Origin of the sequence: Yinghuangia soli, assembly GCF_021502675.1 — a bacterium.
Classification (GTDB): domain Bacteria; phylum Actinomycetota; class Actinomycetes; order Streptomycetales; family Streptomycetaceae; genus Yinghuangia; species Yinghuangia soli.
This window is the reverse complement of sequence record NZ_JAKFHA010000040.1, coordinates 33406-45610: the sequence shown is the minus strand read 5'-3', so window position 1 is coordinate 45610 and position 12205 is coordinate 33406. Positions and strand designations below refer to the sequence as shown.

The window sequence follows — 12205 nt, the reverse complement described above, 5'->3', positions numbered from 1 at the left end:
CAAGTAAGGGAAGGTCAGCTGCCGACGGAAGCGTCGGCACGCGCGGTGCGGTCGGCCGGGCCGGCGAGCCCGTCCGGAGCGGCCGGGGCACCGGCGGTCTTCGCGGACCGCAGGCCGGTCGCGGTCACCGCAGCGGCGACCAGCATCGCCACGAACGGCACGATGAGCGCGGCCCGGTAGCCGTCCAGCAGCCCGCCCGGACCGGCGCCGGTGGCCGCGATGTTCACCGCGGTCGCGGTCGACAGGCCGAGTGCGGCACCGAACTGGAGCGATGTGTAAAGGAGTCCGCCGGCCAGGCCCTGCTCCTCCTCGGCGATGCCGTCGGTCGCGGCGATCGTCAGCGGCCCGTAGACCATCGCGAACGCCAGGCCGACCAGGATCAGGCCGGGCAGCATGACCAGGTACGACCAGTCGGCGCCGAGCGGCAGGAACGTCCCGTACGCGACGGCGGCGGTCAGCAGGCCGACGAAGACGACCTTGGTGTTGCCGAACCGGTCCACGAGCTTCGGGGTCAGCGTGGGCGACAGGATCGCGTCCAGGCCGATGACCACCATCGCGAGGCTGGTCTCCAGCGTCGACCAGTTCCGCAGCTCCTGCAGATACAGCACCACGATGAACTGGAAGCCGAAGAAGCCGCCGGAGAAGAGCAGTCCGGAGATGTTGGCGCGGAGCAGGTTGCCGTTGCGCAGCACACCGAGCCGGACCAGCGGATCGGCCGCCCGGCGTTCCACCGCGGCGAACACCGCGAGCAGGACCAGGCCGCCGCCGACGGTGGCCGCGGTGGCCCACGCCGAGGCGTGCGCGGCGCGCTCGACGCCCAGCACGATCAGGATGATGGCGGCGGTGACGGTCAGGCCGCCCAGCAGGTCGAAGCTCTGGCCGCTGCGCTCCGGGGCCGCGGCCTTGGGCAGCAGGATCAGCGCCGCGGCCAGGATGATCGCGGAGAGCACCACGGGCGCGAAGAACACCCAGCGCCAGCCTGCCGAGGTCAGCAGGCCGCCGACCACCAGGCCGATCGAGAAACCGCCGGCCGCGGTGCCGGAGTAGATGAGCAGCGCCTTGTTGCGCCGCGGGCCCTCCGGGAAGCTCGTGGTGATGATCGACAGGCCCGCCGGGGTCATGAAGGCGGCCGCGACACCGGTCACGAAGCGCGCCACGATCAGCATCCAGCCCTCGGTGGCGAATCCGCCGAGGCCGGAGAACGCCAGGAACACCGCGAGCCAGAAGACGAACATCCGGCGGCGGCCGAAGAGGTCCGCGGCGCGGCCGCCGAGCAGCATGAAACCGCCGTAGCCGAGCACGTACGCGCTCATGACCCACTGCAGTTCGCCGGTGGACATCGCCAGGTCCTCGCGGATGGCCGGCAGTGCCACGTTGAGCATCGCTACGTCGATGCCCTCCAGGAAGATCGCGCCGGCCAGCACCAGGAGCACGCCCCAGCCGCGGGCTCCCAGGGATTCGGGGCGCTCGGTTCGCGCCGACAGTCCAGTACTCATGGTCATCGCCTCGTCGGTTCCCGTGGTCGTTGTGTCTTCAACAACCCTGGCGCGGGGGTACCGGCGGAACAACGCCGAAGAATTCACCGTTCGTGCAGTCTGGCTGGACGATCCGGCCGGCCGGCGCGGCACGCGCGAAGCGGACGGGAGCACGACCATGGAACGCGACGAGCTGGAGGCCTTCCTCATCCTCGCCGAAGAATTGCACTTCGGCCGGACCGCGGACCGCATGCGGCTCTCCCGCTCCCGGATCAGCCAGCTCGTGCAGCGCATGGAACGCCTGGTCGGCGCGCCCCTGTTCGTGCGCACCAGCCGCCGCGTCGGGCTCACCGCGGTAGGCCGCCAACTGCACGCCGACCTCGCGCCGCTGCACCGGGCCATGGAGGACGCCGTCGATCGGGCCCGGGCCACCGCGCGCGGCATCGACGCGGTGCTGCACGTCGGGTTCTCCACACCGCTGGCCGGCGAGATCGTGCTGGCCACCGCCGAGGCGCTGCGCGGCACGCATCCCGGGCTCGCGGTGGAGATCTGCGAGGTGCCGCTGACCGATCCGTACGGCCCGCTGCGCAAGGGCGAGTACGACGTGCAGTTCACCGAACTGCCGGTCCGCGAGGTCGACCTCGGGCAGGGGCCCGCGCTGCTGCGCGACGGCCGTGCGCTCGCGGTGGCGGCCGGGCATCCGCTGGCCGCCCGGTCCGCGGTCACCCTGGAGGACCTGGCCGACATCCCGCTGCTCACCGTGGCCGGCGAACTCCCGGACCACCTGGCCGAGCACCACGCCCCGCGGCACACGCCCGCCGGACGGCCGATCCTGCGCGGTCCCGCGGTCACCAACATGCAGGAGGCGCTCATGCTCGTCGCCGCGGGTCGCGGCGGCCTGCTGTCGGCCGCTCACACCGCGGACTACCACGCGCGTCCCGGCGTCAGGTTCGTGCCGTTCCAGGACGCCGAACCGGTCGGGTACGGCCTGGTCTGGCGGGCCGAGGAGGCCACCCCCGCGATGCGCGCCTTCGCCGCGGCGGCCGCCAAGGTCGCCCGCGGACACGTCCGTACGGCCGCCTGACGCCGCGCCCGCGAGCGGAAGCGGCCCGGGGTGGGGGACCCGGGCCGCACCGCGGTCACCACATCACGTGCAGGCGCTCCGGCATGCGCTTCATGAACCCGGTGCGCCACACCAGTTGCTCGACCGGCACGGCGAGCCGCAGCTTCGGCGTGCGCTCCAGCAGCGTCGCGATCGCGATCTCGGCGTGCTTCTTGCCCAGCGCGGTGGCCGGGCAATAGTGCTGGCCACCGCCGAACGACAGGTGCGCACTGCTGTTGGCGCGGCCGATGTCCACCAGGTGCGGGTCGTCGAACACCGTCTCGTCGAAGTTCGCCCCCTCGACGAGCACGAGCACCAACTCGCCCTTGCGGACCAGCACATCGCCCAGCTTCACATCGTCCAGCGCGAGCCGCGGAAGGCCGTCCCCGATGGACAGGTTGACCCGCAGCAGCTCGTCGACCGCGCCCGGGATTCGGCTCGGGTCCTCCCGCAACTGGGCCCACACCTCGGGGTGCTGCAGCAGCGAGAAGACCGCCATGGTCAGGAACGCCGACGTGGAGATGACACCCGCGCCGAAGAAGGTCACGCCGACGGTGGCCAGCATCTCGTCGGTCAGGTGCGCGTAGTCCGGGTCGGCGCGCAGCGCCGCGATCTCGGCCATCAGCCCGGTGGTCGCCGGGTCGTCGAGCCGCTCGACCATGTAGGCCATGTCGCGGTCCCAGTTGAGCTTGGCGCCGGTGACCGGGCAGGCCGAGTTCATGAACGCGATGTCCAGGCTCGCCGCCAGCCGCGGCGCGTCCGCGAACGGGACGCCGAGGATGCGGCAGTGCAGCGCCTCCGAGTACGGGTTGGAGAACTGCTGCCGCAGGTCGACCGGCGAGCCGCTCGCGACCAGGCCGTCCACCAGCTCGGCGGCGTACTGCCGCATCCAGTCCTCAAGGCCCTCGCTCTTGGGGTTGATCGCCTTGAGGACCGCCTTGCGCAGGCCGACACCGGTGATGTTGCCCATGTTGTTGACGACTTCGGGCGGGATCGTCAGCGCGTACTGCCGCGGCACGCCCGGGGCCGAGGTGTCCTTCAGGCTGAACCGCGGATCCTCCAGGACCTGCCGGCACAGCTCGTACGAGGAGACCAGCCATGCCTCGTCGCCCGCGATCGTGCGCACGCGTTTGACCGGTTCGGCGCGCAACTCCTCGATCTCGTCCGGCAGTCGGTCGCCGCGCCAGGAGAACGGGAACTCGGTCAGCGTCTCAACGTCCATCGGATTCCCCTTCGGCGGGCGTGACGATCGCGTGGCCCTGGTTGCGCGACGCGCGCAGGCCGGAGCCGCGCGAGTAGAGCAGTTCGGCCATCGGCAGGAGCTGGTGGTAGCAGTTGAGCGAGGACGGCACCTTGAGGATCGCCGGGGTGTCCAGGAAGAGCGGCGCCTCGGCGCACACGTACTCCAGGCACACTTCGCGCTGCCGGGCGGTACCCGCCCGGCCGTCGAGCACCTTCGCGGTCAGGAAGGAGTCCACCAGGGCGTCGCAGGTACGCCGGAAGTCCTCGTCGTCCGCCAGGAGTTCCTTGAGATGGTGGTGGATCGCGCGGTACGCCGGGATCTCGGTGAAGTCCGACATCGCATGGCCGCGCAGCCGCCCGCTGCCGCCGCCCGAGGTCTCGACCGCGGCGGTCACCTTGGCCCGCACACCGCGGAGATTCTTGACGGCCTTGCGGCGGGCGTCGTCGCTGCCGTAGCCGAGCGCCTCGTACATCTCCGCGACATGCAGGTCGGTATAGACGAGGTCGACGCGGTCGAATTCGGCGAGCCCCCACCGGGCCAGGTCGAGTATCCGCTGCGCGGAGAAATAGCTGTTGCCCGGCGATATGCCGATGACCGCATGGTCGCCTTCGGCGCGGATGACGCCGCAATGCGGCGTGTAGGGCCGGACCTCGAAAAGAGCGGCCGTTGTGGCGCGTGTTCCGGATAAGTAATCGGTCGCTGTCGTCACGGGAGAGCGTCCTTTGCGTGCGCCGCTAGTCCCTCGGAGCCCCGTGCTCCTGGTGTGGCGGCACCGCGATCAGTCAACGTACGGCTCCGGAGAGTGTCAACGGCAAGCGGATACGCCCGGAAAGTGCAAGCCGCCGCGGGCCCCGATTCGTACAAGACCGGCCGGGAGCGGGATTTCCGCGGGCAAACCGCCTGGTGGGCGCCGGGTCGGGGGCGCCGGGGCGAAGTGCCGGACCGGTGCCCGGTGGTCGGCACTCGGTGACCGGCCGGGCCGGCCGGCGGGATTGTGAACAAGATTCGTGCAATCCGACAGGACGCCGAGCGCGCTGCGCCGCCGCCGGGCTACTTCGCGAAGAACTCCCGTGCCGCGTCCGCCGCTTTCTCCGGCGGCAGTCCCGCGCCGCCCCGGAAAGCCTCCGCGAACGCACCCGGGCCCAGAAGTGCGGTCAGCGCGGCGGTGATGCGGTCCACGTCGCCGCGTTCGGCCTCCGGCAGCGGAGCGCCGACACTGCGCCGGGCCGCGTCCGCGGCACCGAGCAATGCCGCGCCGAAGGATGCCCGGCGGGCATCGGCCGACAACGCGGCGGCACCCGCGAGGCCTTCGAAGGAAAGCGCGAAGGCCCGCGGTTCGCCGATCTCCGCGGCGAATTCCAGCCCCCGGAGCTGATGGGCGAGAGCCTGCCCGGCATCGCCGCGCAACTCCGCGGTGAAGCCCGACTCGGCCTGGTAAAGGTGCTGCCCGGAAGCGGACGAGATGGTGCCGTAGCGGTCGATCAGCCGCTGCAGCCGCGTCCGGGCTTCGTCGAGCGCCCCGGAGCGCCGTGCGCCGAGCGCGAGCCCCATGTCGGCGTGCACCTCGCCGTAGACGTAGCCCTGCGCGACTGCCCGGAGCCGTGCTTCTTCGTGCAGCTCGCGGGCCCGCTCCCAGTCGCCGGTGAGCAGCGCCAGCCGGCCGAGTCCGGAGAGCCGCGCGGCGATCTCCGTCTCCAGGCCGAGCGTTCGGGCGATGCCCAGCGCATCCCGCTGGCGGCGCGTGGCTTCCCGGTAGTCGCCCTTGATCTCCGCGTGCGCGGCCAGCGGCGTGACGGTCTGCAACTCGCCCCACCGGTCGCCCAGGCCGTGGAAGAGGCCCGCGCTGCTCAGCCCGGACGCCACCAGGGTGTCGAGGTCGCCGCGGATGAACGCGTGCATGGCCTGGAGCGCGAGCGCCGCGGCGACGCCCCACTCGTCGCCGGCGTCCGTGCACAGGCCCAGCGCCTCGGTGTTGAGGACCTCGCTGCCCGCGGGATCGCCGCCGTTGAACAGCGCGTACGCGAAGAGCCACAGGGCCCGGCCGCGCCGGACCGGGTCGGGGATGTCCGCCGCGGGACAGGCGCCCACTGCCGGCCGGTCGCCGGTGAGCATCACGAACGCATCGCCGATAACCCGGAGTTCGGCATCGCCGGGGGAGGCGTCGAGGACCGCGGCGATCGTGCGGCGGCCCTCGGTCAGCCGTCCGCGCAGCAGCCACCACCAGGTCAGGGCGGCGCCCAGGCGGGCCGCTTCGCCGGTCTCGGGGCGGTGCACCGCAGTGTCCAGCGCGGCCCGCAGGTTGGCCGCCTCGGCGTCGAGCCGGCCGAGCCACTCCTGCTGTCCCGGTCCGTGCAGGTGCGGGGCGGCCTCCTCCGCGAGTGCCAGGTAGTAGGCGAGATGGCGGTCCTGCGTGTCGGCGAAGTCGCCTGTCTCGTGCAGGCGTTCGGTCGCATACGCGGCCACCGACTCCAGCAGCCGGTACCGCGGGCCGCGCGGGCCGTCCACCACGGCCACCAGCGAGCGGTCCACGAGCCGGCCGACCAGGTCGAGCACCTCGCCGCCCGGCACCTCGCCGCCCGCGCACACCGCTTCCGCGGCGGCCAGCGTGCAGCCGTCGGCATGCACCGCGAGCCGGCGCAGCACGGCGCGTTCCGGTGCGCCGAGCAGGTCCCAGCTCCAGTCGATCATCGCGCGCAGCGTCTGCTGCCGGGCCGGGGCGCCGCGGCGGCCCGCGGTCAGGACCCGGAACCGGTCGCCGAGGCGGACCGCCAACTCGGCGACGCCGAGGGCCCGGACCCGGGTGGCGGCGAGTTCGAGGGCCAGCGGGATGCCGTCCAGGCGCCGGCAGATCTCGGCCACCGCCGCCTGGTCCGCGTCGTCGGCGCCGTCGAGCGTGAATCCCGGAGCCGCGGCGGCCGCCCGTTCCGCGAACAGCCGCACCGCATCGGACGGGCCGAGCGGCTCCACGAGGAAGACCGCCTCGCCGTCCAGCCCCAGCGGCTCCTGGCTGGTGGCCAGCACGCGCAGCCCGGGGGCGCAGCGCAGCAGCAGTCCGGCCAGTTCGGCGGCCGCCTCGACCACCTGCTCGCAGTTGTCCAGCACCAGCAGCAGGCGGCGGTCGCGCAGTGCCGCGGCGAGCCGCTCCGCGGGTGCCGCGGGGGTGCCGAGGCCCGGCTGCCCGGCGGGCGAGTCGTCGCGGATGCCGAGCGCCGCGGACACCACCCCCACCAGTGCGGCGGTATCACCCCGCTGACCGGCGAGTTCGACGAGCCAGACGCCGTCCGGCAGGCCGCCGCCCGCGGCTTCCGCGCGCTGCGCGGCGGCCGCGACCGCGAGCCTGGTCTTGCCGACGCCGCCCGGTCCGGTGAGCGTGACCAGGCGGGTGCCGTCGAGCAAGTGGTCGATGCGGGACAGTGGTTCGGTACGGCCGACCAGGGCGGTGAGGGCGGCGGGGAGGTTGCCCGGAGGGCGGTGTGGGGCGGGTGCGGGGGAGTCCGCTTGCCGGACGGGGGCGGGGGCGGGTCCGGGGGTGGCCTCGGCGGGCGCGGTGTGCGACAGGGCAGGGTCCTGGCGCAGGATCGCGTCGTGCAGGCCGGCGAGTCCGGGGCCCGGGTCCAGGCCGAGTTCGTCGGCCAGGCGCTCGCGGATGTCCGCGTACGACGCCAGGGCCTCGCTCTGCCGGCCGACCAGGTACAGCGCCCGCATCTGCACGGCGCGCAGCCGTTCGCGCAGCGGATGCCGGGCGACCAGGTCGGCCAGCTCGCCGATCAGAAGGGTGTGGCCGCCCGACTCCAGGCGGGCTTCGGCCTGCTCCTCGAGGACCGACAGATGCTGCTCGGCCAGCCGGTGGGCGGCCGCGCGGACGAACTCCTCGTCCGCGAAGTCGGCGTACGCCGGACCGCGCCACAACTCCAGGGCCCGGGTGAGCAGCTCCGCCCGGGTCCCGGGATCCGCCGCGGCCCGTGCCGCGGCGACCAGGCTGCGGAAGCGGTCCGCGTCCACTTCGTCCTCGGCCGGGTCCAGGTGCAGCCGGTAGCCGGGTATCTGACGGACCACCCGGTCGCGCCCCAGGACGCGGCGCAGCTGGGACACCTTGGCCTGCAGCGCGTTGGCCGGATTTCCGGGGAGGTCGCCGCCCCACAGATCGTCGACCAGCCGGTCCGCGGAGACCGGTTGCCCCTCGTGGACGAGGAGGTCGGCGAGCAGGGCCCGGACCTTCGCCTCGGGGACGGTGACCGGCCTGCCGTCGCCGTCCCACACCGTCAGCGGACCCAGAACCCCGTAGCGCATCGCTTCACCGTACATACCGGCGCGGAACGGCCCGTCGGCCGCCTCGCAGCGGCGGCAGGCACCGGCGGGCCCGCGCCGCCGGGGGCGGGACTACTTGGCCTTGTCCTCGGCGAGCGTCCCGGCCACCAGAGCATTGGCATGGCCGTGGCCGAGCCCGTGCTCCTCCTTGAGCCAGCCGACGAGTTCCATGTGCTTGGTCAGCGGCGACGAGCGGATCATGTCCTGCCACTCGGAGATCGGGCGTCCGTACTTCTTCTCGATCGAGGGGTAGTAGGAGGCCGGGCCCTTGGGAGTCTCGCTCATGACTGCCGTCCATTCGTCGTGTGGCGTCCGGTGCCGCGCGCCCGGAGGCCGCGTTCTTGTGCATGTAGACCGGAGGCCGGCCGCACAATCATCGGTCGCGCCGATGTGATCCACGCCATAGGACGGGATCAGCGCTCGGCGAGCGCCTTCTGCCAGACCGGGCTCTCGAAGTAGTGGTTGTCGTACTGCTCCGAGCTGTCCCGGATCTCCTGGACCGTCGCCTCGCCGCGGTACACGCGCTCGAGCAGGCGGTAGTAGTCGAAGCGGTGCAGCCCCGGGGTGAAGACCACGAGCATCTCCGCCTCGGTGTCCGGCGCGGGGGCGAACGCGTGCGGCACGGTCGGCGGCACGGTGAGGAAGTCGCCCTTGCCGAGGGTCAGGACCTCGTCGTCGACCAGGATCCGCATGGTCCCCTCGAGGACGAAGAACATCTCGGTGGCCTTGGTGTGGAAGTGCGCCGGCGCGCCGGGCGAACCCTTTTTGAACGTCGCCTTGTTGGCGGTCAGGGCACCCCCGGTGGCGCCCGCGTCGGCCAGCAGCGTGATGAGGCTGGTGGCGCCGTCCTGGATCTGCTCGGCGTCCTGGGCGCGGACGAGGACGGAGGACTGCGGCTGCGCGGCTGCGGTGGTCATGGAACGCTCCTGAGCTGGTGACTTCTCGTCGTGCGGCCCGGAATCCCGGGCCGCAAGGAAGAATCTACGTGCCCGAATAGACCCCGGATCAGGTGCATTCCATCTCACGCTTTTCCGGTCAATTTCCGGTGGTCACCAGTCCTGCGCACCGAACCCGTCGAGGGCCCGCACGATACGGTCCAGCATCTCGGCACCCCCCTTGTGCCCGACTCCGCCCACGACGTCGAGCCGCGCTCCCGGCCACGCGCGGGACAGCTCCCAGGCGGTCTCCAGCGGTCCGGCCATGTCCAGGGCGCCGTGCACCAGCACGGCCGGGATGCCCGCCAGCCGGTCCGCGCCGCGCAGGAGTTCCCCCTCGTCGAGCCATGCCGCGTGGGCGAAGTAGTGCGTGCAGATGCGCACGAACGCGAGCCGCTCGTCCCCCACCCGGTCGGTGTACGGGGACGGCGGGCCGTGCGGTTCGAGCGAGAGGACGGCGTCCTCCCACGCGCACCACGCGGCGGCCGCGCGGCTGCGCACCTCCGGATCGGGGTCGGCCATGCGCCGGGCGTACGCCGCCACCAGGCCGGCCGCCAGGTCGTCCGGGTGCCCGGAGGCCTCCGGCACCGCGTCGCGGAAGCGCGCCCACGCGGCCGGGAAGAACCGTGCCGCTCCGCGGTACAGCCAGTCGATCTCGGCCCGCCGGGTCGTGGTGACCCCGGCGATCACCGCGGCGGCCACCCGCTCGGGGTGCCGTTGCGCGTAGGCGAGGAGCAGCGTCGAGCCCCACGAGCCGCCGAACATCAGCCAGCGTTCGATGCCCAGGTGCGCGCGCAGCAGTTCCAGGTCGGCGACCAGGTGCCCGGTGGTGTTGTGGCGCATGTCCGTGCCCGGATCGGCGGCGTGCGGGGTGCTGCGGCCGCAACCGCGCTGGTCGAACCGCACGATCCGGTAGACGGCCGGGTCGAAGTAGCGTGCCGATCCGGTGCCGCGGCCCGATCCGGGGCCGCCGTGCAGGGCGACCGCCGGCTTCCCGGCCGGGTTCCCGCCGACCTCCCAGGAGATGCGGTTGCCGTCGCCGACGTCGAGCATGCCGCCGGCGTACGGCTCGACCGGGTCGTAGGGGGCGCGCAGTTCGTTTGCGGGATCCATCCGGTCACCGTAGGCGCAGCCTCCTGCGCAGGGCGGCGGTCTCGATTCGCGGACGTGAGGGAAGCTCGGCTCCCGCCAGGGGTTGACGCGGCCTATTCTCGGCTTTGCTGCCGTACGGAGATCCGAACTGACGTCGGATACAGGGCAGTTGGCTGACCCGGCCATCCGGAGCCGGGCGTTCGATCGAGAGGCCGGACCGAACTTCAGGAGCCTGCATGTCGATACCCAACGGTGGTGGGTACCCGTATGGTCCTCCCGGCGTGCCCGGGCCGCCCGGCGGCAGCGGTGGTGGGTGGAACAACCCCGGTCCGCCCCCCGGCGGCGGCATGCCGCCCGGTCCGCCCGGTCCGCCCGGCGGCAGCTGGCCGCCGCACGGCGGCTACCCGATGGGGCCGCCTCCGCCCGGTGGCGGGCGCGGCCCGATGATCGCGGGCATCATCGCGGTCGTCGTGGTGCTGGCCGGCATCGCGGTCGCGGTCGTCCTGCTCACCAAGGGCGACGGCGAGAAGGACGACAAGACCGACGGCTCCACAGGGCCGACCGCGGTCACGACCGCGCCGACGAAGCCGCCCAGCACGCCGCCGACCAGCAAGCCGCCGACGACCCGTCCGCAGACCACGCCGCCGACCACGCCCACCGCGGTCACCACGCGCGGCACGGTGCTCGGCATGCTCAAGGCCAAGGACTGCATCGACTCGGTCGTGTCCACCGCGATCGTGCGCGACCCGATCCTGCCCATCGCGTGCACCGGCACCAATGCGCACTGGAAGGTCGTCGAGGTCTACCCGAGCTCCGACCAGGCGCTGTGCGACGCTCTCCCGCCGAAGCAGGGCTACGTCGGGCACCTCAAGGAGATCGGCACGTCCGGCCGCATCGCCTGCCTCGGCTTCACCCGCAACACCACGCTGCAGGACCTCAAGGACCTGGCCGGTCCGTCCGTCGCGACGCTGACCCAGGCCGAGTTCGACCAGCTCAAGCAGAAGTACAAGGACGCCGGCGTCGTCATCGAGTAGCCGGTTCCGCGCTTGTGCGTCCCGTCCGGCAGCGCGCCGGGCGGGACACGCGCATGCCGGGGGTCAGCCGGCCCGGCCGCCGCGCCGCAGGCCGTCCGCCTGGCGGGCGAAGACGCTGAACGCGCGCACCTCGGGCGGCTGCGGGCGGCGCGCCGTCACCAGGCCCATGGTGCGGTGGATGGGCGGATCGAACCGCCGGACCCGGACCGGGGACCCGAAGCAGCCGACCAGGTCGCGGTACCAGAACAGCGAGCCCTGACCCGACGTCACCCCGGCCAGCCACGCGCCGCGTTCGTCGATCTCCGCGACCGCCTTCGGCCGCACGCCGGCGATCGCGAAGAACTCCTCCAGGTCGGCGCGCCGCGTGCCGCTCCGGGCCGGGAGGATCATCGGCAGTCCGTCCAGCGCCTCCCACGGCACCGGATCCGGCAGAGCCGTCGCCTCCGGCGAGACCAGGACCACCTCGAACGGCTCGACCGGGTCCGCCTCCAGGTCGCCCGGGCACGGCAGGTTGGCCAGCCCGATGTCCAGCGTGCCTTCGCGCACCCCCGCGAAGATCTGCTCGCGGTCGCCGCAGCGCACCACCTCCACCCCGACGTCCGGCATCAGCGCGGCGAAGCGCGGGGTGAGCGTGGAGATCATGTGGATGGCCACCGAGGCCGTGGTGCCCACGCGCACGGTGCGCCGCGGCGCCGGGGCGGCAGTCGGGTGCGGCCGGGCGCCGATCGCGGCGACTTCCTGCAGGGTCCGGCGGGCCAGGGCGACGACGCGTTTGCCCTCCGCGGTCAGGGTGATGCGGCCCTGGCTGCGGTCCAGCAGGGTGACCTTCAACTCGCGTTCCAGCGCCTGGATGCCCCGCCCGACCGCGGTCTGCGCGGTGAACAGCGCCGCCGCGGCGGCCGTAATGCTGCCGTGTTCGGCCAGTGCGACGAGGTAGCGCAGTTGTTGCAAGGTCACCAGGGAAAGCTAGTGATTCCGCTTCGGCCGGAGGGCGCGGCAGTACGTCAAGAATTGGT

General features: G+C 72.9%; 10 protein-coding genes. 2 read left to right on the top strand and 8 right to left on the bottom strand.

Annotated features, from left to right (window positions below; all coding sequences use genetic code 11):
* Positions 1-14: 14 nt before the first annotated feature.
* Complete coding sequence (locus tag LZ495_RS37540; protein ID WP_235057661.1) at positions 15-1496, bottom strand: MFS transporter; 1482 nt, start codon at positions 1494-1496, stop codon at positions 15-17.
* A gap of 157 nt (positions 1497-1653) precedes the next feature.
* Here LZ495_RS37540 and LZ495_RS37535 point away from each other — a divergent pair, with 157 nt between their 5' ends.
* Complete coding sequence (locus LZ495_RS37535) at positions 1654-2559, top strand: LysR family transcriptional regulator (protein WP_235057660.1); 906 nt, start codon at positions 1654-1656, stop codon at positions 2557-2559.
* A 55-nt stretch (positions 2560-2614) separates the two neighbouring features.
* Here LZ495_RS37535 and LZ495_RS37530 read toward each other — a convergent pair whose 3' ends face one another.
* The 6 genes from LZ495_RS37530 to pip all read right to left on the bottom strand — a co-directional run bounded on the left by LZ495_RS37530 (position 2615) and on the right by pip (position 10176).
* On the bottom strand, positions 2615-3799 hold the full coding sequence (locus LZ495_RS37530; protein ID WP_235057659.1) for a cytochrome P450: 1185 nt from the start codon (positions 3797-3799) through the stop codon (positions 2615-2617).
* Positions 3789-4529 carry a cyclodityrosine synthase gene (locus LZ495_RS37525; RefSeq protein ID WP_235057658.1) on the bottom strand — a complete coding sequence of 247 codons (741 nt, stop codon included), beginning with the start codon at positions 4527-4529 and terminating at the stop codon, positions 3789-3791. The genes LZ495_RS37530 and LZ495_RS37525 overlap by 11 nt, the downstream gene beginning before the upstream one ends.
* A gap of 341 nt (positions 4530-4870) precedes the next feature.
* Complete coding sequence (locus LZ495_RS37520; RefSeq protein WP_235057657.1) at positions 4871-8110, bottom strand: ATP-binding protein; 3240 nt, start codon at positions 8108-8110, stop codon at positions 4871-4873.
* 90 nt (positions 8111-8200) lie between these two features.
* Positions 8201-8413, bottom strand: coding sequence for a DUF4287 domain-containing protein (locus LZ495_RS37515; protein ID WP_235057656.1), 213 nt, complete (start codon positions 8411-8413; stop codon positions 8201-8203).
* 128 nt (positions 8414-8541) lie between these two features.
* Positions 8542-9045 (bottom strand): cupin domain-containing protein, encoded by a 504-nt coding sequence (locus tag LZ495_RS37510; RefSeq protein ID WP_235057655.1) that lies wholly within the window; start codon positions 9043-9045, stop codon positions 8542-8544.
* A 132-nt stretch (positions 9046-9177) separates the two neighbouring features.
* Positions 9178-10176, bottom strand: coding sequence for a prolyl aminopeptidase (pip, locus tag LZ495_RS37505; protein ID WP_235057654.1), 999 nt, complete (start codon positions 10174-10176; stop codon positions 9178-9180).
* Between the two features lie 215 nt (positions 10177-10391).
* On the opposite strand from pip, the gene LZ495_RS37500 reads away from it, so the two are divergent.
* Positions 10392-11189 (top strand): hypothetical protein, encoded by a 798-nt coding sequence (locus LZ495_RS37500; RefSeq protein WP_235057653.1) that lies wholly within the window; start codon positions 10392-10394, stop codon positions 11187-11189.
* Positions 11190-11252: 63 nt separating this feature from the next.
* Here the strand turns inward: LZ495_RS37500 and LZ495_RS37495 are convergent, their stop codons facing one another.
* Positions 11253-12146, bottom strand: a complete 894-nt coding sequence (locus LZ495_RS37495; RefSeq protein WP_235057652.1) for a LysR family transcriptional regulator — start codon at positions 12144-12146, stop codon at positions 11253-11255.
* Positions 12147-12205 lie beyond the last annotated feature (59 nt).

Excerpts from the sequence above, each read along its gene's own strand:
- LZ495_RS37540 (WP_235057661.1), bottom strand. The coding sequence starts at position 1,496 with ATGAGTACTGGACTGTCGGCGCGAACCGAGCGCCCCGAATCCCTGGGA.
- LZ495_RS37535 (WP_235057660.1), top strand. The coding sequence starts at position 1,654 with ATGGAACGCGACGAGCTGGAGGCCTTCCTCATCCTCGCCGAAGAATTG.
- LZ495_RS37530 (WP_235057659.1), bottom strand. The coding sequence starts at position 3,799 with ATGGACGTTGAGACGCTGACCGAGTTCCCGTTCTCCTGGCGCGGCGAC.
- LZ495_RS37520 (WP_235057657.1), bottom strand. The coding sequence starts at position 8,110 with ATGCGCTACGGGGTTCTGGGTCCGCTGACGGTGTGGGACGGCGACGGC.
- LZ495_RS37515 (WP_235057656.1), bottom strand. The coding sequence starts at position 8,413 with ATGAGCGAGACTCCCAAGGGCCCGGCCTCCTACTACCCCTCGATCGAG.
- LZ495_RS37510 (WP_235057655.1), bottom strand. The coding sequence starts at position 9,045 with ATGACCACCGCAGCCGCGCAGCCGCAGTCCTCCGTCCTCGTCCGCGCC.
- pip (WP_235057654.1), bottom strand. The coding sequence starts at position 10,176 with ATGGATCCCGCAAACGAACTGCGCGCCCCCTACGACCCGGTCGAGCCG.
- LZ495_RS37500 (WP_235057653.1), top strand. The coding sequence starts at position 10,392 with ATGTCGATACCCAACGGTGGTGGGTACCCGTATGGTCCTCCCGGCGTG.